Source organism: Anaeromyxobacter paludicola, assembly GCF_023169965.1.
GTDB lineage: Bacteria > Myxococcota > Myxococcia > Myxococcales > Anaeromyxobacteraceae > Anaeromyxobacter_B > Anaeromyxobacter_B paludicola.
Window position 1 is genome coordinate 3591379 of sequence record NZ_AP025592.1, and the last position, 24083, is coordinate 3615461.

Annotated in this window: 20 protein-coding genes and 1 pseudogene; 11 read left to right on the top strand and 10 right to left on the bottom strand. The window is 73.2% G+C overall.

Translation table 11 applies throughout. The features are described from left to right. Positions 1-5 precede the first annotated feature (5 nt). Positions 6-1304 carry a sensor histidine kinase gene (locus AMPC_RS16145; RefSeq protein ID WP_248342443.1) on the bottom strand — a complete coding sequence of 433 codons (1299 nt, stop codon included), beginning with the start codon at positions 1302-1304 and terminating at the stop codon, positions 6-8. A 244-nt stretch (positions 1305-1548) separates the two neighbouring features. Here AMPC_RS16145 and AMPC_RS16150 point away from each other — a divergent pair, with 244 nt between their 5' ends. The 4 genes from AMPC_RS16150 (at position 1549) to AMPC_RS16165 (ending at position 8351) form a co-directional block, all read left to right on the top strand. Further along, a complete protein-coding gene (locus AMPC_RS16150) occupies positions 1549-2754 on the top strand; it encodes an efflux RND transporter periplasmic adaptor subunit (protein ID WP_248342444.1) in 1206 nt (401 codons plus the stop codon). A gap of 24 nt (positions 2755-2778) precedes the next feature. Next, the gene (locus tag AMPC_RS16155) at positions 2779-5943 is read left to right on the top strand and encodes an efflux RND transporter permease subunit (protein ID WP_248342445.1); all 3165 of its coding nucleotides are present in this window, start codon (positions 2779-2781) and stop codon (positions 5941-5943) included. Further along, the gene (locus AMPC_RS16160; protein ID WP_248342446.1) at positions 5936-7408 is read left to right on the top strand and encodes an efflux transporter outer membrane subunit; all 1473 of its coding nucleotides are present in this window, start codon (positions 5936-5938) and stop codon (positions 7406-7408) included. The genes AMPC_RS16155 and AMPC_RS16160 overlap by 8 nt, the downstream gene beginning before the upstream one ends. Positions 7409-7715: 307 nt before the next feature. Beyond that, entirely contained in the window at positions 7716-8351 is a 636-nt protein-coding gene (locus AMPC_RS16165; protein ID WP_248342447.1) for a DNA-3-methyladenine glycosylase I, read from the top strand. Between the two features lie 408 nt (positions 8352-8759). Here the strand turns inward: AMPC_RS16165 and AMPC_RS16170 are convergent, their stop codons facing one another. The 8 genes and pseudogenes from AMPC_RS16170 to AMPC_RS16205 all read right to left on the bottom strand — a co-directional run bounded on the left by AMPC_RS16170 (position 8760) and on the right by AMPC_RS16205 (position 15954). Further along, on the bottom strand, positions 8760-9374 hold the full coding sequence (locus AMPC_RS16170) for a hypothetical protein (RefSeq protein ID WP_248342448.1): 615 nt from the start codon (positions 9372-9374) through the stop codon (positions 8760-8762). A 10-nt stretch (positions 9375-9384) separates the two neighbouring features. Then, positions 9385-10602: a molybdopterin molybdotransferase MoeA gene (locus AMPC_RS16175; protein ID WP_248342449.1), complete on the bottom strand. Its 1218-nt coding sequence runs from the start codon at positions 10600-10602 to the stop codon at positions 9385-9387. 277 nt (positions 10603-10879) lie between these two features. Then, positions 10880-11083, bottom strand: a pseudogene (locus AMPC_RS16180) (cold-shock protein); the annotation flags it as partial. After that, positions 11083-11610, bottom strand: coding sequence for an FKBP-type peptidyl-prolyl cis-trans isomerase (locus AMPC_RS16185; protein WP_248342450.1), 528 nt, complete (start codon positions 11608-11610; stop codon positions 11083-11085). The gene AMPC_RS16185 and the pseudogene AMPC_RS16180, both read right to left, overlap by 1 nt. Before the next feature lie 56 nt (positions 11611-11666). Then, the gene (locus AMPC_RS16190; protein WP_248342451.1) at positions 11667-12359 is read right to left on the bottom strand and encodes a HesA/MoeB/ThiF family protein; all 693 of its coding nucleotides are present in this window, start codon (positions 12357-12359) and stop codon (positions 11667-11669) included. Positions 12360-12361: 2 nt separating this feature from the next. Beyond that, the gene (locus AMPC_RS16195; RefSeq protein WP_248342452.1) at positions 12362-13063 is read right to left on the bottom strand and encodes a HesA/MoeB/ThiF family protein; all 702 of its coding nucleotides are present in this window, start codon (positions 13061-13063) and stop codon (positions 12362-12364) included. Between the two features lie 18 nt (positions 13064-13081). Further along, positions 13082-14521 carry a sigma-54-dependent transcriptional regulator gene (locus AMPC_RS16200; RefSeq protein WP_248342453.1) on the bottom strand — a complete coding sequence of 480 codons (1440 nt, stop codon included), beginning with the start codon at positions 14519-14521 and terminating at the stop codon, positions 13082-13084. Next, positions 14518-15954 carry a HAMP domain-containing sensor histidine kinase gene (locus AMPC_RS16205; RefSeq protein WP_248342454.1) on the bottom strand — a complete coding sequence of 479 codons (1437 nt, stop codon included), beginning with the start codon at positions 15952-15954 and terminating at the stop codon, positions 14518-14520. The genes AMPC_RS16200 and AMPC_RS16205 overlap by 4 nt, the downstream gene beginning before the upstream one ends. 73 nt (positions 15955-16027) lie before the next feature. On the opposite strand from AMPC_RS16205, the gene AMPC_RS16210 reads away from it, so the two are divergent. The 7 genes from AMPC_RS16210 (at position 16028) to AMPC_RS16240 (ending at position 23026) form a co-directional block, all read left to right on the top strand. Next, positions 16028-16888: a class I SAM-dependent methyltransferase gene (locus tag AMPC_RS16210; RefSeq protein WP_248342455.1), complete on the top strand. Its 861-nt coding sequence runs from the start codon at positions 16028-16030 to the stop codon at positions 16886-16888. A 245-nt stretch (positions 16889-17133) separates the two neighbouring features. Continuing rightward, positions 17134-17940: a 4Fe-4S dicluster domain-containing protein gene (locus AMPC_RS16215; RefSeq protein WP_248342456.1), complete on the top strand. Its 807-nt coding sequence runs from the start codon at positions 17134-17136 to the stop codon at positions 17938-17940. Positions 17941-17984: 44 nt separating this feature from the next. Continuing rightward, positions 17985-20693: an aldehyde ferredoxin oxidoreductase N-terminal domain-containing protein gene (locus tag AMPC_RS16220; RefSeq protein WP_248342457.1), complete on the top strand. Its 2709-nt coding sequence runs from the start codon at positions 17985-17987 to the stop codon at positions 20691-20693. A 93-nt stretch (positions 20694-20786) separates the two neighbouring features. Then, positions 20787-21692, top strand: a complete 906-nt coding sequence (locus AMPC_RS16225) for a hypothetical protein (protein WP_248342458.1) — start codon at positions 20787-20789, stop codon at positions 21690-21692. Then, complete coding sequence (locus AMPC_RS16230) at positions 21689-22027, top strand: 4Fe-4S dicluster domain-containing protein (protein WP_248342459.1); 339 nt, start codon at positions 21689-21691, stop codon at positions 22025-22027. The genes AMPC_RS16225 and AMPC_RS16230 overlap by 4 nt, the downstream gene beginning before the upstream one ends. A 56-nt stretch (positions 22028-22083) precedes the next feature. Further along, positions 22084-22728, top strand: a complete 645-nt coding sequence (locus AMPC_RS16235) for a S1 family peptidase (RefSeq protein WP_248342460.1) — start codon at positions 22084-22086, stop codon at positions 22726-22728. A 7-nt stretch (positions 22729-22735) separates the two neighbouring features. Further along, positions 22736-23026, top strand: a complete 291-nt coding sequence (locus AMPC_RS16240) for a hypothetical protein (protein ID WP_248342461.1) — start codon at positions 22736-22738, stop codon at positions 23024-23026. 21 nt (positions 23027-23047) lie between these two features. On the opposite strand, the gene moaA is transcribed toward AMPC_RS16240, so the two are convergent. Continuing rightward, positions 23048-24034 carry a GTP 3',8-cyclase MoaA gene (gene moaA / locus AMPC_RS16245; RefSeq protein WP_248342462.1) on the bottom strand — a complete coding sequence of 329 codons (987 nt, stop codon included), beginning with the start codon at positions 24032-24034 and terminating at the stop codon, positions 23048-23050. Positions 24035-24083: the final 49 nt, after the last annotated feature.

Sequence of the window (24083 nt, forward strand, 5' to 3'; positions counted from 1 at the left end):
CCTCCTCACCCGGCCCGCGGGCGCGGGATGGTCCCCAGCGCCGTGGTGCCGCTCCCCGGGACGCTCCGGTACTCGAGCGTCCCGCCGTGCTGCTCGAAGGCCGAGCGCGCCAGCACCACGCCGAGCCCGGTCCCCTGCTCGCGGGTGGTGAAGAAGGGCGTGCCGACGCGCTCCAGCACCTCGGGCGCCATCCCGGGGCCGCCGTCCACGACCGCGAGCGCGACCGCCCCGGCCTCCTCGGAGACCCGCACCTCCACCCGGCCTCCGCGCGGCGAGACGTCCATCGCGTTCGCCACCAGGTTCACGAGCGCGCCCCGGAGCCGCTGCGGGTCCACGGTGGCGCGGGCCCGGCCGCTCCGGTAGAGCGCCACCCCGGCCGACCGGGCCCGCCCCTCGAGCAGGGCCAGCGCCGAGTCGGCGAGCTCGGCCAGCTCCACGTCCACCGGCGCGAGCTGCTCGAGCGGCCGCGCGAAGCGCAGGTGGCTCTGGAGGATCCCCGCCATCCGCTCCGCCTCCTGCTCCACCACCCCGAGCTGCTTCTCGAGGAGCGGGTCCCGGGCGGAGCGGTGGGCGATCTGGACCAGCGCCTTGATGGCGGTGAGCGGGTTCTTGAGCTCGTGCGAGAGCTTCGACCCCACGAGCTCGAGCTCGCGGGCGCGCGCCAGCGCCTGCTCGGCGAGCGCGTCGCGGGCCCGGAGCGCCTCGTGCACCGCGCTCGCCGCGGTCCGCCGCAGCGCCCCGACGAAGTGGGAGTGGATCGTGAGCGTGCCGAGCGCGGCCAGGGTGGCCGCCACCGTGAACCAGGGCTCGGCCAGCACCGGGCCGAGCCAGGCGCGCGGGAGGAGCGCCAGCCCGAGCACCGCGCCGCACGAGAGCGTCAGGGCGGCGCGGCCGGCCCGCGACCCGCCGTAGCGCGAGTACAGCGAGGTGAAGTTCATGAAGAGCACGAGCGCGATCGGGCTGTGCAGGCCTCCGGTCACCCCAGCGATGAAGATGTTCTGGAGGGTGGACGTCCAGAGCAGGGCGCTCGCGAGCTCGCACCGGGTCTCGCCGCAGGGACCCGGCCGGCTCGCCAGGATCGCGAGCGGCGCCTGGCAGATCAGGGCGCCGGCGAACGCCAGGCAGCGGCCGACCGGGTAGCCGCCCGCCACGAAGCAGCCGAGCACGGCGAACCACATCGGCCAGATGACGAGCCAGACGAAGCGGCTGCGCACCAGCCGCAGCACCGTCTCGTCGGGGTCCCCGAGGACCTCGGCGACGGCGTGCAGCTCGGGCTCGGAGAGGCTGGGGCGCGGCGGGGGCATGGGCGGGCTCGGTGCAGGAGGCGCGCCACGCGGCCCCGGGCCGGGCGGCGTCGCCCCGGCCCGATTGTAGCTCCGGCGGCGGCGTCCGGCCGGGCTCCCGGTGTCGGGATGGCGCACAGGGCTGTCGGAGCGGCGAGCAGGTGAAGGCCCCCGCCGCGCCGCCCAGCGGCGCCCGGCGCGGCTCGCGCCCGCGGCACGTGCCGTGCACAGGGCGGCGGCGACCCGTTCCGAAGGAGAAGATCCGATGCAGCAGCGCACCCACCTCCCTCCGCTCCAGGCCCGGCGCAAAGGCCTCGCCCGGCGCGTCCACCGCCTTGGCGCGCGACTCGCGCTCGCCGGCGCGCTCGTGGCCGCCGCCGGCTGCGGCGGGAAGCGCGCGGCGCCGCCGCCGGCCGGCGGGCTCCCCGAGGTCGCGGTGGTGACCGTCCAGCCGGCGCAGGTCGCGCTGACGCAGGAGCTCCCCGGGCGCACCTCGCCCTACCGGATCGCCGAGGTCCGGGCGCGGGTGAGCGGCATCGTCCAGCGGCGCCTCTTCACCGAGGGCGCCGACGTGAAGGCGGGGCAGCGCCTCTTCCAGCTCGACGCCGCGCCCTACCAGGCCGCGCTCGACAGCGCCCGGGCGCAGCTCGCGCGCGCCGAGGCGAGCGCCGCCTCCGCGCGCCTGCAGGACGAGCGGACCGCCGCGCTGGTGGAGGCGAAGGCGGTGAGCCGCCAGGAGCGCGACGACGCCCTCGCGGCCCGGAAGGCGGCCGACGCCGACGTGGCCGCGGCCCGCGCCGCGGTCCAGAGCGCCCGCATCAACCTGGGCTACACCGACGTGACCTCGCCGCTCACCGGCCGGATCGGCCGCGCCGCGGTGACCGAGGGCGCCTACGCGCAGCAGGCCCAGGCCACGCTCCTCGCCACCGTCCAGCAGCTCGACCCCATCTACGTGGACGTGACGCAGTCGAGCGCGGAGCTGGCGCGCCTGCGCGGAGAGCTCGCGGCCGGGCGGCTGAGCCGGGCCGGCGGCGGCGCGCGCGTGAAGCTCGTGCTGGAGGACGGGACCGAGTACGCGCAGGCTGGCGCGCTGCAGTTCTCCGACGTGACGGTGGACCCGGGGACGGGCTCGGTGGCGCTGCGGGCCCTCTTCCCGAACCCGAAGGGCGAGCTCCTGCCCGGCATGTTCGTCCGGGCCCGCGTGGAGGAGGGGGTCGAGCCGCAGGCCCTCACCGTGCCGCAGTCGGCGGTGCAGCGCGACGCGCGCGCCCGGGCGACGGTCTTCGTGGTGGCCGCCGGAGATCAGATCGAGGCGCGCGAGGTGCGGCTCGGCCGCACCGTGGGCGCGAGCTGGGTGGTGGCCGCGGGCCTCGCCCCCGGCGAGCGGGTGGTGGTGGAGGGGCTGCAGAAGATCCGGCCGGGCGCCAAGGTCCGCCCGGTCGCGGCCCCCGCCCTGGCCGCGGTGCCCTGAGCCCTCCTCGAAAGCGAGCACACGGTGTCCAAGTTCTTCATCGACCGGCCGGTCTTCGCCTGGGTCATCGCCATCGTGGTGATGGTCGCGGGGGCGATCTCGATCCTCCGGCTCCCCATCGCGCAGTACCCGGCCATCGCGCCGCCGACCATCAGCATCAGCGCCACCTACCCCGGCGCGTCCTCGAAGACGGTCGAGGACAGCGTCACGCAGGTGATCGAGCAGAAGATGAACGGGCTCGACCACCTCCGCTACATGTCGGCGACCAGCGACGCCACCGGCAGCGCCACCATCACCCTCACCTTCGACGCCGGGACCGACCCGGACATCGCCCAGGTCCAGACGCAGAACAAGCTGCAGCTCGCCATGCCGCTCCTGCCGCAGGAGGTGCAGCGGCAGGGCGTGCGGGTGACGAAGGCGGTCAACAACTTCCTGCTCATCGCGGCGCTGGTGTCGGAGGACGGCCGGCTCGGCCGGGCCGACCTCGCCGACTACGCGGCGGCGTCGGTCGTCGATCCCCTCGGCCGCGTGAACGGCGTGGGCGAGGTGATGCTCTTCGGCTCGCAGTACTCGATGCACGTCTGGCTGAAGCCGGATCGCCTGCTCGAGTACGGGCTCACGCCGGCCGACGTGAGCCGGGCCATCCAGGCCCAGAACGCGCTCGTCTCCGCCGGCCAGCTCGGCGGCGCGCCGGCGGTGCCCGGCCAGCGGCTCAACGCCACCGTGACGGCCCAGTCCCGCCTGCGGACCGCGGCCGAGTTCGAGGACGTGCTCCTGCGGGTGAACCCCGACGGCTCGAAGCTGCACCTGCGCGACGTGGCGCGGGTGGAGCTCGCGGGCGAGACCGCCGAGATCGAGACCAGCTACAACGGCCGGCCCACTGCGGGCATCGGCGTGAAGCTCGCGAGCGGCGCCAACGCCCTCGCCACCGCCGACGCGGTGCGCGCCCGGCTGAAGGAGCTCTCCCCCTTCTTCCCGGCGGGCGTGAGCGTGCAGTACCCGATGGACACCACCCCCTTCGTCCGGCTCTCGATCGAGGAGGTGGTGAAGACCCTGCTCGAGGCCATCGCGCTCGTGTTCCTGGTGATGCTGGTGTTCCTCGGGAACCTGCGCGCCACGCTCATCCCCACCATCGCGGTGCCGGTGGTGCTGCTCGGCACCTTCGGCGTCCTCGCCGCCGCCGGCTTCACCCTCAACACCCTCACGATGTTCGGGGTGGTGCTCGCCATCGGTCTCCTCGTGGACGACGCCATCGTGGTGGTCGAGAACGTCGAGCGGGTGATGGCCGAGGAGGGGCTCTCGCCGCGGGAGGCCACCCGCAAGTCGATGGGGCAGATCACCGGCGCGCTCGTGGGCATCGCGCTCGTGCTCTCGGCGGTCTTCGTGCCGATGGCGTTCTTCGGCGGGTCGGTCGGCGTCATCTACCGCCAGTTCTCGATCACCCTCGTCTCGGCGATGGTGCTCTCGGTGCTGGTTGCGATGATCCTCACCCCCGCGCTCTGCGCCACCTTCCTGAAGCCGGTCGAGCGCGGGCACCGCGCCGGCGGCTTCTTCGGCTGGTTCGACCGGAACTACGACCGGGCCCGCGAGTCCTACGAGGGGGTGCTGGCGCGGGTGCTGCGCCGCACCGGGCGCGCCCTGCTGGTCTACGGCGCGCTCGCCGGCGCCATGGCCTTCCTGCTGCTGCGCCTGCCCTCGGGCTTCCTGCCCGACGAGGACCAGGGCGTGGTCTTCGCCCAGGTGATGCTGCCCCCCGGCAGCACCCTCGAGCAGACCCGCGAGGTCTCGCGGCGGGTGGGCGACTACTTCCTCCAGCAGGAGAAGGAGGCGGTGCAGTCGGTCCTGGTGGTGGACGGGTTCGGCTTCGCCGGCCGCGGCCAGAACGTGGCCATCGCCTTCGTGAGCCTGAAGGACTGGTCGCAGCGCAAGGCGCCGGGGCTAAAGGCCGCGGCGGTGGCGGGCCGGGCCATGGGCGCGTTCGCGCAGTACCGCGGCGCCCTGGCCTTCGCCTTCACGCCCCCGGCGGTGATGGAGCTCGGCAACGCCACCGGCTTCGACCTGCAGCTCCAGGACCGGGGCGGGGTGGGGCACGAGGCGCTCATGGCCGCGCGCAACCAGCTCCTCGGCGCCGTCCGCGGCGAGGCCGGGGTGGCCGGCGTGCGGCCGAACGGGCTCGAGGACACCTCCGAGTACAAGATCGACGTGGACCGCCAGAAGGCCTCGGCGCTCGGCGTCTCGCTCGCCGACGTGAACGCCACGCTCGCCTCGACCTGGGGCACGAGCTACGTGGACGACTTCCTCGACGGCGGGCGCATCAAGAAGGTCTACATGCAGGCCGACGCGCCGTACCGGATGCGCCCCGAGGACGTGAGCCGGCTCTACGTCCGCAACGCGCAGGGGCAGATGACCCCCTTCTCCGCCTTCACCACCGGCCGGTGGACCACCGGCTCCCCCAGGCTGGAGCGCTTCAACGGCGTGCCCTCGCTCGAGATCCTCGGCGCGCCCGCGCCGGGCCGGAGCTCCGGCGAGGCGATGGCGGCGATGGAGCGGCTCGCGCGCCAGCTGCCGCCGGGCGTGGGCTACGAGTGGACCGGCCTCTCCTTCGAGGAGCGGCTCTCTGGCTCGCAGGCGCCCGCGCTCTACGCCATCTCGCTCCTGGTGGTGTTCCTCTGCCTCTGCGCGCTCTACGAGAGCTGGTCGATCCCGCTGGCCGTCATCCTGGTGGTGCCGCTCGGCGTGCTCGGCGCGGTCGGCGCCGCCTGGGCCTTCGGCCTCTCGAACGACGTCTACTTCCAGGTGGCGCTGCTCACCACCATCGGCCTCTCCACCAAGAACGCCATCCTGATCGTCGAGTTCGCGAAGGAGCTCGAGGGGAGGGAGGGACGCACGCTGGTGCAGGCGGCGCTGGAGGCGGCGCGGCTCCGGCTCCGCCCCATCCTCATGACCTCGATCGCCTTCGTCCTCGGCGTGCTGCCGCTCGCCCTCTCCCGCGGCGCCGGCGCCGGCAGCCAGAACGCCATCGGCATCAGCCTCATCGGCGGCATGCTCTCGGCCACCTTCCTCGCCGTCCTGCTCGTCCCCGTCTTCTTCGTGGTCATCCGCCGCCTCGCCGGGGCGGAGCGGCCGGTCCCGGTGGCCGCGCCCCCACCGGCCGCGATCGCCGCCTCCGGAGGGCGCGCCGATGTCTAGTCCCCTGTCCCGCATCGTCCCCTGCCTGCTCCTGCTCGCGGGCTGCACCCTCGCTCCCCGCTACCAGCGGCCCGACGCGCCGGTGGCGCGCGACTGGCCCGCGACCCCCGGCGCGACCGCGCCCGCGGGCGGCGTCGCCGCCGCCGACGTCGGCTGGCGCGACTTCTTCGAGGACCCCCGGCTGCAGGCGCTGGTGGCGCTGGCGCTCGAGGAGAACCGCGATCTGCGCGTCGCGGTCGAGCGGGTCGAGCTCGCGCGGGCGCAGTACCGCATCGAGCGCGCGCCGCTCCTCCCGAGCGTGGGCGGCAGCGCCAGCTTCACCCGCCAGCGCGTCCCCGCCGACCTGAGCGGCACCGGCCAGGCGGTCACCTCGAGCCAGCTCAGCGTGGGCGCCGGCGTGTCGGCGTACGAGCTCGACCTGTTCGGCCGGGTGCGGAGCCTCGCCGACGCGGCCCGGGCGCAGTACCTCGCCACCGGGGAGGCGCGGCGGGCCGCGCAGCTCGCGGTGGTCTCGGAGGTGGCGGCCCAGTACCTCGCCGAGCGCGCCACGGACGAGCAGCTCGCGCTCGCGCGGCGCACCCTCGAGGCCGTCCAGGCCACCTGCGAGCTCACCCGGCGCGCCCACGACGTCGGGCGGCGCTCGGAGCTCGACCTGCGCGCGGCCGAGGGGCAGGTGGAGACCGCGCGCGCCGCGGTGGCGAGCCAGGCCGAGCAGGCCGCGCGGGCCCGGAACGCGCTCGTGCTCCTCGTCGGCCGCTCCCTCCCGGACGACCTCCCGCCGCCGCGGCCGCTCTCGGAGCAGCGGCTCCTGGCCGAGCTCCCCGCGGGCGTCCCCTCCGAGGTCCTGACGCAGCGGCCCGACGTGCTGCAGGCGGAGCAGGCGCTCGTGGCGGCCAACGCCTCCATCGGCGCCGCCCGGGCCGCCTTCTTCCCGTCCATCACCCTGACCGCGTTCGGCGGGACGAGCAGCGCGCAGCTCTCGGGGCTCTTCTCGGGCGGCTCCGGGACCTGGAGCTTCGCGCCCTCGCTCAACCTCCCCATCTTCACCGGCGGCCGGAACAGGGCCAACCTCGACGCGGCGCGGTCGCAGCAGCGGCTCGAGGTGGCCCAGTACGAGAAGGCCATCCAGGTCGCCTTCCGCGAGGTGGCGGACGGGCTCGCCACGCGCGCCCTCGCCGGCGAGCAGGTGAAGGCGCAGTCGGGGGCGGTGGGCGCGGAGCGTCGCCGGCTCGAGCTGGCCGAGCTCCGCTATCGCCAGGGGCTCGACAGCTACCTCTCGGTGCTCACCGCGCAGCAGGACCTGTACCGGACCGAGCAGGCGCTCATCCAGGCCGAGCAGGCCCGGCTCACGAACCTGGTGCAGCTCTACAAGGCGCTCGGCGGCGGCTGGCGGGAGCGGACCCGCGCGGCCGAGGCGCCGCCCGCGGCCGCCTCCGCCCCGGACGGCGGCGGAGCGCGCGGGTGAGGAGGGGCTCATGAAGCGGCGATGTCTCAAGAGCGGCCTGCAGGCGCTGCTGGCGCTCGGCGGGATCCTGTCCGCCGTGCTCGGCGCGCTCTGACGCGCGCTCCCCGGCGTCCGGCGTCCGTCGCGACGCAGGACGCGTAGAACGCGGCACCGCGCAAGCAACTACCCCCGCGCGCGGGGCCCGTACCGACCCGGGCGGCTCCGGCCGCCCGGGTCGGCCTTTGCGCCGGCGGTCTCGGCCGCGGCGCTCGAGACGGGCGCCGCCGCCCCCGCCCGCGCCAGGAGGCGCGCTGCTAGGATGGGGGCCGTGACCACGCCAGCCGGGCTCGCCGCGGGCCCCGACCGCAAGCTCCGCTGCTCCTGGGGAGCGTCCGCCGCCGAGTACCTGCCCTATCACGACGGCGAATGGGGCCTGCCCACCGCCGACGACGTGCGGCTCTTCGAGAAGGTCTGCCTCGAGGGTTTCCAGGCGGGCCTCTCCTGGCTCACCATCCTGCGCAAGCGCGAGGCGTTCCGGCGCGGCTTCGCCGGGTTCGACGTCGAGAAGGTGGCCCGCTTCGGCGCCCGCGACGTGGCGCGCCTGCTCGCCGACGAGGGCATCGTCCGGCACCGGGGCAAGATCGAGTCGGCGATCAACAACGCGCGCCGCGCCTGTGACCTCCGCGACGAGGCCGGCTCGCTCGCGGCCTACTTCTGGCGGTTCGAGCCGGAGCCGGCCTCGCGCCCGAGGCGGCTCACCTGGGAAGCGCTCCGGGGCATGGCGACCACGCCCGAGTCGGTGGCGCTCTCGAAGGACCTCCGCCGGCGCGGCTGGAGCTTCGTCGGCCCCACCACCCTCTACGCCTTCATGCAGGCGGTGGGCATCGTGAACGACCACCTCGACGGCTGCGCGTTCCGGGCCAGCGCCGAGCGGGCGCGGCGGGCGTTCGAGAGGCCGCGGTAGCGCCGGAGACGAGGGCCCGAACCGGCGGCCTCAGCCCCAGACCGCGAACAGGAAGGCCGCCAGGGTCACGAGCCAGCCCGCGAGCAGGATCGGACCGACCGCGTAGACGTGGGGTACGGTGCGGCAGGCGTCCACGCGGGTGCACAGCAGCCTGCGCCGTCCGAGCAGCTGACACCGGAGGCAGGAGAGGGCCGTCGGATCACGGGGGGCGCCGGGCTGTGCGGGCAGGGTGAGCAGGCCTTCCGGTCGCGAGGAATCAGAGGGAGCCATCGTCGTCTCCGATCTTTGCTCGCACGGCGTTCGAACCGTCCAAGGCGGACGATTGCGCCCGGCTCGCTCGGCGCGCAAAGGCGCCGGTAAGAGGGGAGGCTATGCACTGGTCGCGAGGGACCAAACGTTTACGAGTGATTAAGACGGGGTCGCCACAAGGAGGCTCGCGGCGGGGAGGTGCTCGGAGAAGCGGCAGAGCGCGGCGGACGCGCCGCCGTGGCTCACGATCCCGATCGCGCGGCCGCTCTCCCCGAGGACCGGGGCGCCCGGGAGCAGCTCCGCCAGCCCCGGCGCGAAGAGCGTTGCGCCCCGGAGCTCCCCCGCGCCGAAGGCCCCACCGGGCGCGCCGAGACGGACCGGCCCTTCCCAGCTCGGCGACGGCTCCGGCAGGGCGGGCGCGAGCTCCTGGAGCAGCTCCTCGACGCGCAGGGCCGGGTTGAGCTCGTCGGGCACCGTGAGCCCGGCCGCCGTCGCGCTCCCGAGGAGCGCCAGCCCCGAGCACGGCTCGGCGTAGGTGACGATGGCGAAGGCGCGCCGGTCGGTGCCGGGCCGGCGGATCCGCACCAGCACCAGGATGCCGGGCGCGTCGGGATCGGGGAGGGTGGCGTTCCCGGTGGGCCGGGGCAGGCACTGGCAGGAGGTGGCGACGGCGCCGCCGGGGAGCGCGACCCCCAGCCCCACCAGCCGGTCGCCGTTGAGCGCGTCGAGGATCTCGACCACCGCCCCGGCCGCGCGCGTCTCGTCGACGGTCATCGGCGGCTCCTCACCCGTGCTCCGGGGCGAACCCCGGCCGCAGGAGCTGGACCGGCACCGTGATCCCGGCCGGCGCGTCGGCGCGCCCGGGCGGCAGGAGCGCCACCCCGTCGGCGTCGAGGAAGGTGCGCAGGAAGGAGGTCTCCTGCTTCCCGGCGCTGCGGGCGTGGAGCACGCCGTTGCGCCGCTCGAGCTTCACGCGCGAGAAGGTGACCCGGCCCGGCCGGTGCGAGAGCTGCTCGTCGAGGACGGCCGAGACGAGCGGGCGGAGCACGTGGCGGTGGCCCTGCATGCGCAGGAGCGCCGGCCGCACCAGCTGCTCGAACATCATGAGCGTCGAGACCGGATTGCCGGGGAGCGAGAGCACCAGGGTGGCGCCGCGCGCCCCGAACGCCGTCGGGTGGCCCGGCTTCACCTCGATGGTGAAGAAGATCGGCGTGACCCCCAGCTCGGCGAGCAGCTCGCGCACCAGGTCGCGGTCGCCCATCGAGACGCCGGCGGTGGTCACCAGCACGTCGGCGCCCAGCCCGAGCGTGAGGAGCGCGCGGAGCGGCTCGGCCTCGTCGCGGGCGATCCCCAGCCCCACCGGCACACCGCCCGCCTCCCGCACCGCCGCCGCGACCGCGATGGCGTTCGAGTCGTGGATCTGGCCCGGGCCGAGCGGCGCGCCCGGCTCGACCAGCTCGTCCCCGGTGGAGAGGATCGCGACCCGCGGCCGGCGGAAGACCGGCACCGTGAGCCGCCCTGCCGAGGCGAGGAACGACACCTCCGGCGCGCCCAGCACCGTGCCGGCGCGGATGGCCACCTGGCCCGCGCCCAGGTCGGCGCCGCGGTGGCGGACGTGGGCGCCGGCGGAGAGGGCCCGCGGCAGGTGGACCGCGCCCTCCCGCTCCTCCGCGTCCTCGAGCGGCACCACCGTGTCGGCGCCGGGCGGGATGGGGGCGCCGGTCATGATCCGGACCGCGGTGCCCGGCGCGACCGGGATGGTGCCGGGCGAGCCGGCGGGCACGAACCCCGAGACCGGCAGGACCACCGGGCCGGGGGCGTCCGCCGCGCGCAGGGCCCAGCCGTCCATGGCCGAGTTGTCGAAGCGCGGGAAGTCCACCTGCGTGGTGAGGTCGGCGGCGGCCACGCGGCCGACCGCGTCGAGCAGCGGCACGAACTCGGAGGGCAGGGGCTCGGCGCGAGAGAGCACGAGGTCGCGCGCCTCGAGGAAGGTCGTCGTCATGGGATCACTCCGGGATGCGCACCCCGAGCCACTCGGCCACGAGGCTCCGGGCCAGGGACTCGTCATTGGTGCCCTTGATGATGGCGCGGCCGTCGTCGAAGAGGGTCAGCTCGTGAGGCGGTGCGCGCAGGCGGACCAGGTAGTCGCTGGCGCGGACCTCGCCGTAGGCGCGGAGCCGCTCGGCCATGGGGGCGAGGCTCCGCCGCCGGTAGGGCAGCGCCCGGATCTGCACGGCGTCGCCGCAGAGCACGGTCACGAGGGCGCCGGTGTCGTCGAAGACCCGGCGGACGTTGCCGGCTACCAGCCCCTCGGCGCGGTCGAACACTTCGAACTCCACCTTCTGCCCCTCGGCGAGCTCCCGGTGGCAGCCGTCCGCCAGGATCACGCTGAAGTGGCAGAAGACGTCCTCACCGCCGGCGTCCTGCGCGAGGTAGCCGAACCCCCGCTCGAGGTCGAACCACTTGACGGTCCCCTGGACCATCAGAGGATCTCGACCAGCCGGACGTCGAAGAAGAGGTCGTGACCGGCGAGCGGGTGGTTGGCGTCGAGGGTGATGGTCTCGTCGGTCCTTGCGACCACCCGGGCCCGCACGCTCGCGCCGTCGGGGCCGCTCACCTCCCAGACGTCGCCCACCTTGGGATCGAAGTTGTTGGGGCGGTGGCGCCCCTCGGCCACGCGGAAGCGCTCCAGCCCGAGCTCCCGGGGAGTGAAGTCGTCGATGGGCAGCACCATCACCCGCGCCTCGTCGCGCGCCCCGAAGGCCCGCTCCGACCTGATGGTGATGGTCGCCTGCTGGCCGGGCGCGAGCCCGACGAGCGCGTCCTCGAAGTCGGGCGGCATCTCGCCTTCGCCGATGACGAGGGCGGTCGGCCCGAAGGTGACCCCGGTGCCCTTGAAGTTCGCGAAGTTCGTGTTCCCGGCGTCCTCGGTGGTGTCGAAGACCGTCCCGTCGGCGAGCCTCCCCGTGTAGTGGAGCCTCACCTTGTCGCCGCGCGTCGCCGTGCTCATCGAACCCTCCTGTCCTGCATCCTGGCAGTCTCGTCCGGAGCGACGCTCCGGCGAGCTCACGACTTCCTCGTTCGCCCGCAGGCGCAGGCCGCGACCCGGACGGTCGCGGAGACCTGGGGCATCCCAGCCTCGAGATCGATGCGCCGGCCGGCGCGCCCGTCGGCCACGCCGGCCAGGAGCTGCACCAGCTCGAGCGCGGCGAGCGCGCCCAGGGCCGCCGCCGACGCGCCCGGCCGCGCCGTCATCCCGCTCGCGAGCCGGGTGGCGCACTGGTAGCAGGGGGCGCCGGCGGGCACCGTCACCACCTCGCCGTCGTCGCCGTCGGCGAGCGCGACCACGTGCGGCAGCCCGGCCAGCCTCGCCTGCGCGGCGGCGGCGCGGGCGATGGCCGGCGAGGCGGCGCAGACGAGCGCCGCGGTCGGCTCGCTGCCGGTGGCGTACGGGCGGGCCTTGCAGAGCGAGGTCCCGGCGCGCACCGCCGCCATCGCCGCGAGGACCCGCGGCTCGCCCGGCCGGCCCGCGCCGTACAGCCAGCTCGCGGCGTCCTCGGGCCCGAGGTCCTGCGGATCGTCCACGAGCAGCGTGCCCACCCCCGCGGCGGCGAGGTAGAGCAGGGCCGGCCCGGCCACCTCGCCGGCGCCCACCACGTGGACGCGGGCGGCGCGCAGGAACTCCTGCGTCACCGGCACGAACCCGGGCAGGCTCAGGTGGCGCGCGTAGCGCGCGGCCTCGGCTTCGGAGAGGGGCACGGTCAGCCTCCTGCGACGGCGGAGAGGGGAGCGGCGCCGGTCCGGCAGGTGTGGCAGCCCTCCCGCCGCGGGAGCGGCACGGCGCGGACGCGCCCCCCGCGCGACTCGTAGCTCACGAGCTTGCCGGCGTAGGTGCCGGGCCGGCCCTGGAGGAGGCGGACCGCCTCCGCTCCGAGGAGCGCGCCGACGAGCCCGGCCAGGGGCCCCAGCACGCCCGAGCCGGCGGGGCCGTCGGGCGGGGGCTCCTCGAAGAGGCAGCGCAGGCAGCCGGTGGTCCCGGGCAGCACCGTGACGAGCTGCGCCGAGTAGCGCAGCGCGCCGCCGTGCACCAGCGGCCGGCCCGCCGCGACCGCCGCGTCGCTCGCCAGGAAGGCGGCCGCGACGTCGCCTCCGCCGTCCACGACGAGATCGACGGCGCGCGTGAGCTCGACGGCGCTCGCCGCGTCGAGCCGGCGGTCGAGGGGCTCGACCCGGCAGGCAGGGAAGAGCTGCCCGAGCCTGCGCGCGGCGGCCGCGGTCCTCCGCTCCCCCAGCTCGGCCTCGCCGAAGAGCGGCTGCCGGGTGAGGTCCGAGGGCTCGACGGCGCCGCCGTCCACCAGCGTGAGACGCCCCACCCCGGCGCTCGCCAGCACCAGCGCCGCCGCGCCGCCTGGCCCGCCCGCGCCGATGACGAGGGCGCTCTTCTCCGAAAGTGTGCCGCGCATCGCCGCCGCCCCCATCGCCTAGTCGAGCCCGAGCTTCTTCACCTGGTAGCGGAGCGAGTCGTAGGTCATCCCGAGGAGCTTCGCCGCCTGGGCCTTGTTGCGCCCGGTCCTGGCGAGCGCCTGGAGGATGAGGGTGGACTCGAGGTCCTCGAGGCAGAGCCCGCCATCGGGGAGGCTGAACTCGACGGCCGCCGCGGCTGCCGGCGCCGGCGCCTGAGCCGGCGCCTGAGCCGGAGCCGGAGCCTGAGCCGGGAGCGCAGCCTGCCGGCGGCCGATCTCGCGGGGCAGGTGCTCGGGGGTGATCACCGGACCGCTCTCCAGCACCACGAAGCGCTCGACCATGTTGCGCAGCTCCCGCACGTTGCCCGGCCAGTCGTGCGCGAGGAGCAGGCTCTTCGCCTCCGGCGAGAAGCCGGCGGGGCCGGAGCGGCCGTACTTCCTGCCGAAGAAGGCCAGGAAGTGCTGCGCGATGGACAGGATGTCGTCCGGGCGCTCGCGCAAGGGCGGGAGGCGCAGGCAGAAGGTGGCGAGCCGGTAGTAGAGGTCGATGCGGAACTCGCCACTCTGCACCTCCTCGTCGAGGTTCCGGTTGGTGGTGGCGAACACCGTGGCCTCGATGGGGATGTCGTGCCGGCCGCCCACGCGCCGGAAGCGCCACTCCTCCAGCGCGCGCAGCAGCTTCGCCTGCAGCCCCCACTTCATCTCGCCGATCTCGTCGAGGAGCACGGAGCCGCCCGAGGCCAGCTCGAAGATGCCCTTCTTCTCCGACTTGGCGTCGGTGAAGGCCCCCTTCTCGTGGCCGAAGAGCTCGCTCTCGATGAGGTGCTCGGGGAGGGCCGCGCAGTTGATGCCGATGAAGGGTGCCCGATCGTCCGCCTCTCCGCGGTGCATCAGGCCGTGGACGTGGCGCGCCAGGAGCTCCTTGCCGGTCCCGTTCTCGCCGGTGATGAGCACCGCCGGGACGCCGGCCCGCGCCAGCTTCTCGGCGCTCTCCTTGAGCTGCCGGAGGGCGTCGGAGGTGCCGATGAGCTCCCGCTGGTTGAGGCCGGAGCTGATCTTCCGGAGGTAGCCCACCTCCTGCTTGAGGCTCCCGCGCTCCATGAGCGAGGCGACCACCAGCTTCACCTCTTCGAGGTCGAAGGGCTTGGTCAGGTAGTCGGCCGCCCCGAGCTTCATCGCCCGGACCGCGCTCTCGGCGCTGTCGTCGGAGGTGAGCATCACCACCTGCGCGCCCACCCCGGCGTCGATGAGCTCCTGCAGCAGCTCCATCCCGCTCCGGCCGGGCATCTTGAGATCGAGGAAGACGACGTGGGGCGAGAACGCCAGGAGCTGGTCGAGCGCCCCCTCGGGATCCGACCGCGCCTCGACCTGGTAGCCCTCGTGCTTGAGCGACCGCGCCAGGATCGAGACGATGAGCTCGTCGTCGTCGAGCAGGAAGATGCGCCCCTTGGCCTTCATGCCGCCACCGGGGTGGGAGCCGGGCTGGGGAGCTGCACGCGGAAGATCGAGCCGCCCGCCGGGTTGGGCGCGACGCTGATGGCGCCCCCGTGCTGCTCCACGAGCTGCTTGCAGATGGCGAGCCCGAGCCCGGTCCCCTTCGGCTTGGTGGTGAAGAACGGGAGGAAGATCTTCTCCACGTGCTCGGGGCTGATCCCCCGCCCGGTGTCGGAGATCTCGATCTGGATGGCGCTCCCGGTGGCGGAGGTCCGGACCGAGAGCGTGCCGCCTTCGGGCATCGCGTCCACGGCGTTCAGCACGAGGTTGAGCAGCACCTGCTGGAGCTGCATCGGGTCGGCCCGCAGCTCCGGGACCGGCTGCAGGTCCCGGGTGATGGTGACCGGCGCGGCGCCGGACGACGCGCCGCCGTGGGTCTTCACGTGGAAGGCGAGGATCATGTCGATGAGGGCGTTGACGTCGAGCTCGGTGAGCTGGGGCTTCCCCGGCTTGGCGAAGTTGAGGAAGTTCTTCATCAGCGACTCGAGCCGGGCCACCTCGCGGGAGACCCCGCCCACGAGGTCGCGGTCTTCCTTGGAGAGCTCCGCCTCGTCGGCCAGCACCTGCATGGCCGCCTTGATGCCGCCGAGGGGATTCTTGATCTCGTGGGCCAGGCCCGCCGCGAGCTGGCCCACCACCACCATCTGCTCGGTCCGCTGCGTCCGGAGCATGTGCTCCTTGAGCGAGCCGGCCATGTCGTTGAAGGCCTCGGCGAGCTCCTGGAACTCGTCGGAGAGCCTCGCCACGCGGTGGTCGAGGTCGCCCCCCTTGAGCTTGCGCGTCGAGGCGAGCAGGACGCGCAGCTGCCGGGTCAGGCCGGAGATGCAGAGGTAGCCGAGCAGCGCCGCCAGCACCGGGCCGACCGCCAGGAGCGCGTAGAGGACGCGCTGCGCGTGCCGGATGGCTTCGGCCGTCCGGCGCGTCTGCCGCTCCAGGCTCACGGTCGTGACGTCGACGATGTCCCGGACCTGGCCGATGAGCTTCTCGCCGATGGGGAAGGCCGGATCGTCCACCGAGGCGAGCCCCGGCGCGCGCGCCATGCTGCGCTGCAGGGCGCCCTTGTACAGCTCGGTCTGCGCGTTCAGCGCGTTGAGCTGCTCGGTGACCGCGGCCGAGTGGTGGCACGCGAAGCAGGAGTCGACGCGCTTGCCCAGCGCGTCCACGTCGGCGATGACCACGTCGAGGTTGCGCGAGCCCTGGGTGCTCCGGAGGAGGAAGTCGAGCTCCACCTGCTTCAAATGGAGCAGGTACTGCTCGCGCAGGATCTCGACCTGGTGGAGGGTGATGAGGTGATTGAGATCGGTCGTCGCCGCGTCGATCCGGCGGGCGATATCGACGCCGGCCAGGAGGAAGACGAGCGTGAATACGCTCAATGCGACGATGATCTTGCGCTTCAACGGAGCTCCCCCCAGTACGGCGTGAGCGAATATACTCCAACCGGGGCCGGTTAGGCCGTTCGAGGGAGGAAGAATGAATCACTTCACCTTCCCCGTGCGCCAGGCGAGGCGGTCCGCCGCGATGGACGACGCGCCGATCGACTGGAACGAGGCCTGGCAGGCCGCGCGGCTCCGGGCCGGGAAGCGGAGCGGCAAGGAGGTCTGGGACCGGCGCGCCCCCTCCTTCGCCCGGAACGCCTCGGCGAGCGGCTACGTGGAGCGGATGCTCGAGCTGATGCGGCCCGAGCCCTCCTGGACCGTGCTCGACGTCGGCTGCGGGGCGGGGACCCTGGCCGCGCCGCTGGCGCGCCGGGTGCGCGCGGTGACCGCCCTCGACTTCTCCCCGCGCATGCTGGAGCTCCTGCGGGAGCGCTGTGCCGCAGAGGGAATCGACAACGTCGCGCCGGTGCTCGGCTCCTGGGAGGACGACTGGGCCGGGCTCGGGATCGGCAGCTGCGACGTGGCGCTGGCGTCGCGCTCGCTCTCGGTGCCCGACCTGCGCGCCGCGCTCCTCAAGCTCGACGCCGCCGCGCGCCATCGCGTGTTCGTCACCGCGCCGGTGGGCGACGGCCCCATCGACCGGCGGGTGCTCGCGGCGGTGGGGCGCGGCTACGTCCCCGGCCCCGACTACGTCTATCCCGCGAACCTCCTGCGCCAGCTCGGCATCGAGGCCGCGGTCGAGCTCATCGCGGTGGAGGGGGTCCGCCAGTACGACACGCTCGACGACGCGGTGGAGCGGCTCCGCTGGATGGTGCCCGAGCCCACGCCCGAGGAGCTGGCGCGGCTGCGGGGCTGGCTCGCGCGTGAGCTCTCGCCCCGCGCCGGCGGCCTCGAGCTCTGCCCGCGGACGTTCCACTGGGCGGTCATCTCCTGGGTCCCGGCGCGCGGCCGGTGAGCGTTCGCCGGCGCCGCGCGCTCGGCGGCGACGCACATGGTGAGATCCCCAGGTAGTTGGGCTTAGCGCCGGAAGCCGCCGCGCGCCCACCTCGCCCCGCACCCGCAACCAAGCGTAACTGCCGCGCATTCGATGTGCGGCGGCGTGGCACGTCGAGTGCAGCTTGCGTAGCGACGACGCAACGGGACCGCCTTCGAAGCCCAGCGAGGAGAGAGCCAATGGCAGGTAATGATCAGCTTCCAGTCGTGACGATCCCGGAAGAGCTTACGACCCTCGAGCAGGTTCGTGAGTTCATCCACACGACCATCAGCCGCCGCACCTTCAACAAGTCGCTGGGGATCGCCGGCCTGGGCGCCATCGCCTTCCAGTACGGCTGCAGCTCCAGTACCCAGAACGTCGCGCCGCGCCCGATCTTCGTGGCGAACGCCGACGGGCTGGTGGTGGCCGACAACACCCTCTGCGTCGGCTGCCGCCGCTGCGAGTCGGCCTGCGTGGCCTTCAACCAGGGCAACCAGGCTCCGGGGAACAACCCGGCCAATCCCACCGGCGCCGACGCCGCCGCCTCCACCATGGCGCAGCCGGCCATCTCCAACATCAAGATCAACCGGAACCTGCTCTACGGCGTGAACGGCGCCAAGGACATGACCGGCCAGGGGCTCTACGGCAACTTCACCGTCGTCCAGAACACCTGCCTCCAGTGCCCGCACCCGGTGCCCTGCCAGCTCGCCTGTCCGCACGGCGCGATCCAGGTGGTCGGACCAGTCAACGCCCGGGTGGTGAACACCGACCTCTGCCAGGGCTGCGGGGTCTGCGTGAAGGCCTGCCCCTGGCAGATGCCCTCGCTGGACGGGGAGCCGCTCGCCAAGGGGACCAAGGCGCACAAGTGCCACCTCTGCGGCGGCGCGCCGGAGTGCGTCGCGGCCTGCACCACGGGCGCGCTGCAGTACCTGCCCTGGACCGACCAGACCTCCTACACGCCGGTGCGCCAGACGGTCCCCGCGTCGATCCAGATGCCGCCGGACGTCGCGGCCACCTGCTCCAAGTGCCACTGAGACCTTTCCGACCAATCTGACTCAATTACCGACGAGGTAGAACAATGGCAACGAGCTACGGCTGGACGGGACAGATTCTCCGGGTCAATCTCACGCTGGGCACCTGCAAGGCCTATCCGACCAACGCGTTCCCCGTGATCCTCTGGGACGAGTCGGACCCGATGGACAAGAAGGAGAAGCAGGTGGGGACGGTCGACATGACCGCCTACCTCGGCGGCCACGGCATCGGCTACCGGGTCCTCACCGACGAGGTCCCGGTCGGCTCGAAGTCCTGGAGCGAGCAGTGCCGCATCATCTTCGGCGTCGGCCCGATCACCGGCTCCGGCTCCCCGTCGTCCGGGCGTACCTCGGTCACCACCCTGCACCCGATCCACACGAACGAGCTGGTGGACGGCGGCCAGATGGGCGGCAACTGGGGCCCCGAGCTCAAGTACGCCGGGTTCGACGCCGTCGTCATCCTGGGCCAGTCGGCCAAGCCGGTCTGGCTGCGCATCGAGGACGGGAAGGCCACGCTCGAGGACGCCTCGATGATCTGGGGCTCGGGCATCTACTTCTCCAACAACTACATCGTCAACGAGATGGGGCCCGAGGCCCACGTGGCCTGCATCGGGCAGGCGGGCGAGAACCTGGTTCGCCTCTCCGCGGTCTACACCGACCGCTCCCACCGCGCCGGCGTGGTCGGCAGCGTCATGGGCTGGAAGCGGCTCAAGGCGATCGGCGTGCGCGGCACCGGCGCCGTCAACATCGCCGCCGACAAGGCCAAGTGGAAGTCGCTCGTGAACTACTACCTGGGCCTGATGGGCTGCAACAACCAGGGCGTGGTCTCGAAGAGCCTGCAGCCCTGGTCCGAGCACTCGCCGTCCAACACGCGCTGGACCGGCGCCAAGGGCGTGTTCTGGGGCGCCGCCACCCCGATCCGCGACCTCGGCGACTGCCCCGACATCGAGCACCCGACCGACGGCGCGCCGAGCCCGATCAACAAGATCGGCCTGCGCACGCAGAAGGGCTACAACGACTACGGCGACGAGGGCATGCGGCGCACGGTGAGGATGGACGGCTGCCACGCCTGCCCCATCCGCTGCCACATCGCGGCCGACCACCCGCAGCTGCAGAACTACAACATCACCCGCTACAACATGAACACCTGCGCCGGTAACCTGGGCGTGGGCACGTCGTACACCAACACGGCGGGCAACGATCCGACGTCGAACCCGATGATGTTGATCTACGCGGGCAACAGCCTCGAGAACGACTACGGGCTCTGGAACGACTACGCGGGGTGGATCTACGCGTTCAAGTGGGCCTACACCGCGATGGTGGACAATCCGGCGCCGCTCGGCTCGGCCGCCAACCCGTCGGGCGCGAAGATCCCGCTCTTCCAGAAGTACCTGACCGACGCCGAGTGGACCCTGCTCCGCACCACGGCGCTCTGGAACTCGGGCAAGAGCCCGTTCGGCCTGCTCGACGCCGGCGACCCGCGCTGGATCCAGTTCATCATCCCCTACATCTCGAAGAACATCAGCAGCGTGAACAACGAGCCCGTGAAGGCGCCGAACACGCCGGTGTATCCGGCGACCAACTCCTTCGGGGTGCAGGTCTACGGCACCCTCGGCTACTACCTCGGGATCGGGCCGCACCGGCTGGCGCAGGGCGACGACACCACCGGCTTCCCCGGCTGGCCCGAGCTCCTGGTCGCGCAGCAGACCAAGTCGGCCCTCAACACCTTCAAGATGGGGCACACCAAGCACCACGGCATCGAGACCAAGGGCAGCCTCGGCGCCATGGTCAACATGCTGCAGCGCAACCGCGACGCCAACAACCACACGCTGCAGAACTTCAACACCAACGGCCTGCCCGAGAAGACGTTCAAGGTGCCGATCGCCCAGGAGCTCTTCACGAAGGGGCAGTCGATCTTCAACGGCCCCGACGAATCGGCCCAGGGCAAGTACGTCTGGTGGGACCAGAGCGGAACCAACACCCCGTTCAACATGGGACGCGCGGCCTTCGCGGCGGCCTCCCTGGTGAACATGGAGCTCCACAACGCCATCACCCAGTGCAACTACACGCTCCCGGTCTGGGCCTCCCCGCTCGCGACGCGCAAGTATCGCGGTGACCCGACGCTCGAGGCGCAGACCTTCGAGGCGGTCACCGGCAAGGACCTGAAGGCCTTCGTCCAGGCGCTCATCGGGGCGCCGGCCTACAGCCCCATCATCGACGGCGTGCCGGACAGCCCGACGCCGATGATGGCCCTCGAGACGCTGGCGCTCCGCAACTTCACCCTGCAGCGCTGCCTGACCGCCATCCAGATGCAGAAGGCCAATCCCGACAGCGTCTACACGCTCCAGCCCTCGCCTTACCAAGAGGGCGGCGTCGCCGTGTACAGCCAGTACAACCCGCTCTCGACGCTGCCGGCCAACCCTGGCGTGCCGCAGCTCGCGCCGACCGGCCTGAAGGGTGACGGGAACAACATGCGGTGGAGCCACGACTACGCCTACCCGTGGAACTACAGCACCGTGAGCGGGGCTGGTGGCACGGTCGTCACCACCAGCGGCGCCGCCGGGAACAGCGGCTCCGCGGCGAGCTACCTCGACATCCCGGCCGTGGGCGACACCGAGGTGGCCAAGAGCATGACCTACATGCAGCTCGGCTGGGATCTCAACTCGGGCCTCCCGACCCAGAAGACGCTCAACAAGCTCGGGCTCGGCGACCTCATCGCGAAGATGACCGCCGCGGGCATCACCGTCCCGGCGTAGGCGACAGGAAGCTTCTTCACGAAAGCCCCCGGGCCACGGCCGGCCCGGGGGCTTTTACTTGGCTGGAGCCTCGCCCATCGGAGGTAAGATCCGATGCGTTTCCAGAGCGTGGGGGTGTGCATGCCGGAGCAGGAGCTCGACCCGACCGTTTCCCCGTTCGCCGACGTCCGGGCCGTCGCCCAGGACGCGCCGCCGATCGACCCGGCGGCGCTCAAGGCGCAGATCGCCGCCACGGTCCGGTCGGACTCCGAGTCGAGGCGGGCGATCACGCCGGAGCACCTCATCCAGGCGCTGGCGCCGGAGCTGCCGGCGGACGCGCTGAGCGTCCTCCTCTCCGAGATGGCCGCCGAGGGCGGCTTCACCGACATCAAGGCGATCGTGGCCCCCTCCGGCCGCATCTACCTCTTCTCCGAGCCCCACCTCGGCCGGAACGAGGCGGCGGAGCAAGCCCTGGTCGAGGAGGCCAGGCTCGCCATCGTGGAGAAGATCCGGCGGGACTCGCAGTTCGTCGCGCTCACGCCCGCGGCCGATCTGGAGCGGTTCTTCCCGTGGCCGGAGCCGGAGAAGCGGGCCGCGCTCCTCGCCGAGCTGCAGGCCGATCCGCGCTTCGGCGACATCCAGACGGTGACCGGGCCGGGCGGCGAGGTCTACTACCACTCCAACGCCTACCTGAGCGGCAACTACGGCAAGATCATGATGCGCGCGAAGGCCAACGACCCGGGCTGGGCGATCGCCGAGCTGGTGCGCGACCGCTCGCGCGTGATGCCCGCGCCGACCAGGATCACGGTGTTCGACGACCGGGTCTTCGGCCTCTCGCCGGACCAGATCCAGGGCTTCCTCGGCGCGCTCGGCGAGCCCGGCTCTCCGTTCGCCGACATCAAGAAGCTGGTCCACCCGACCACGGGCGCCGTCTACCTCTACTCCGACCAGTGGCTCCCGGAGGCGGCGGCGTTCGCGAGCATGGACTGGGACGAGGTGGGGGCCCGCCAGAACCCGTGACCGCGCCCACGGCCACGTCGATGCAAGACCGCACGTCTTCGGGAGCGCCGGAGCTCGCGCCCGCGACCCGCCGGCGCGTGCCCTGCACGAGCTGCGGCGTCTGCCAGTTCTGCCCGAGCCAGCTCTTGATCCCGATGATCCTCTCGCTCTACAACGACGCCCTGCTCGACTCGAGGGAAGACGCGGCCGAGGAGTACCGCCGGGCCTGCCTGGACGCGGAGCTGGGCGCGGATCGGTGCAGCGGGTGCGGCCTCTGCGAGACCGTCTGCCCGGCGAGGATCCCGGTTCCCGACAGGCTGCGCGAGGCGCACGCCTATCTCACCGGCGCCGCCTGAAACCGCCGGCACGAGCGGCTTGTGACGCGCGCGTTCGAGGTAGAATGACCCCTGCAATGGCCTTTGATCGGAAGCGGGCGGAGGGCGCGCTCGTCGATGTGCTCGAGGGGCTCGTCGGCGACCGGATCGCCGGGATGGGGTTCCGGCTGCTCGACGGCGTGATCGCGACGGCCTGCCACTGCCTGCCGCGACTCCAGGGGAAGGTGGTGCTGCCCGACCCCGACGCGCCGGGCGCGCCTCCGGTGACGGTGCGGCTTCGCCATCCCGCCACGGGAGAGGTCGCGCTCGCGGCGCTGGTCGCCGCCGACCCGTGCTCCGACTTCGCGCTGCTGCGGGCCCTGCCGGAGAGCGTCCCGGTCCCGCCCGGCGCCGGCGCCTCCTTCGCCGGGATCGTCGCGGGGCTCGAGCGCCTGCCTCTCGCGCGGAGCCCGCTCGCGGAGCAACGGGTCTCGTTCTGCACGCACGAGCGGCGCTGGGTGGAGGGGCTGGCGCGCGGCGCGTCGATCACCGTCTGGGACGACGCCAGCCGGATCCGCCGGGGCACCTCGGGCGCTCCGGTGTTCGACCAGGACGGGCGCGTGGTGGGGCTCGTGGGCAGCAACGACGTGCGCCTCCCCAGCGCGACCATGTGCCTGCTCGCGGAGCGGCTCCCGGCGTGGGCGCTGCGCGAGGCCGCCGAGCTTTCGGAAAGAGGAGCGTGAGCGAACGATGGCCACCTTCAACGTGACGAAGATCCGCAAGGAAGCGCCGGCCGGGAACCCGACCCACGAGCACATCGTGGGGGTGTTCACCTCGGACGGGACCTATCGCACCGTGCAGGAGGTGGCGGACAGCATCGAGGCGGGCGACGAGTGGCAGACCGCCCCCGCCGACGCGCCGCCGGCCGCGATCGGGGTGGAGCTCTTCTGCCCGAACGCCTGGTGCATGATGAAGCCGTACCTCTCGTCGTGCCCCGGCCCGTTCCTGGCGAGCGACCTCGAGAAGCTGCCCCGCGGCTGACGGCGCGCGCCGCCCAGCGGCTCAGCCGCCGATGGCGGCGAGGTTCCTGGCGACGCCGCAGCGCCCTTCGCGCAGGGCGTGCGACTCCGGCTTCGCCCTCACCGCGCGCTCCACCGTCCGCCAGAGCTCGGCCTCCTGATCGTCCCGCTGGAGCAGGGGACGCAGCGGCACCTGCTCCTCGCCGAAGAGGCAGAGCCGCAGGTCGCCGGTGGAGGAGACGCGGAGCCGGTTGCAGGAGGCGCAGAAGCCGGTCGAGTAGGGCGCGATGAGCCCCGCCTTCCCCTGGTGGTCCGGGTGCCGGTACATCGCGGCGGGGCCGTCGCTGGGGCTCTTCTCCTGCGGCACCCAGCCGCGCGCCGCCAGCCGCTGCCGGACCTCGTCGGCCGGGAGGTGGGCGCGCCGGAAGAAGTCGGCGTTGTCGCCGGTCTGCATGAGCTCGATGAAGCGGACCGTCACCGGCATGCGGCGGGTGAAGTCGAGGAGCCGGTCGAGCTCCGTGTCCTCGAGCCCGCGCAGGAGCACGGTGTTCACCTTGATCGACGGGATGCCCGCGGCCACCGCCGCCTCGATCCCGGCGACTACTTCGGGGAGCCGGTCGCGGCCGGTGACCTCGGCGAAGCGGGCGCGATCGAGGCTGTCCAGGCTGACGTTGAGCGCGTGGAGCCCGGCGTCGCGCAGCCCGGCGGCGAGGGAGGCGAGCCGGTGGCCGTTGGTGGTGAGCCCCACCCGGCGCACCCCCGGCGTGCGGGCGATCCGCTCCACCACCTCGCAGATGTCGGCGCGGGTGCAGGGCTCGCCTCCGGTCACGCGGACCTTCCAGAAGCCGAGGCCGGCGAAGCCGCGGACCAGGCGCGCGATCTCCTCGGCCGAGAGGGGCTGGCCGCGCGCCTTGGGGCAGCCGCCCGGGAGGCAGTAGACGCAGCGGAAGTTGCAGCGGTCGGTCACCGAGAGCCGGAGGTACTGGAGGGACCGGCCGAAGCCATCGCGTAGTGTTCCCCGGGCGCTCATGGATTGCAGCGATCGTAGCACCTCCCATGGCCATTGCGACGCGTCCGGC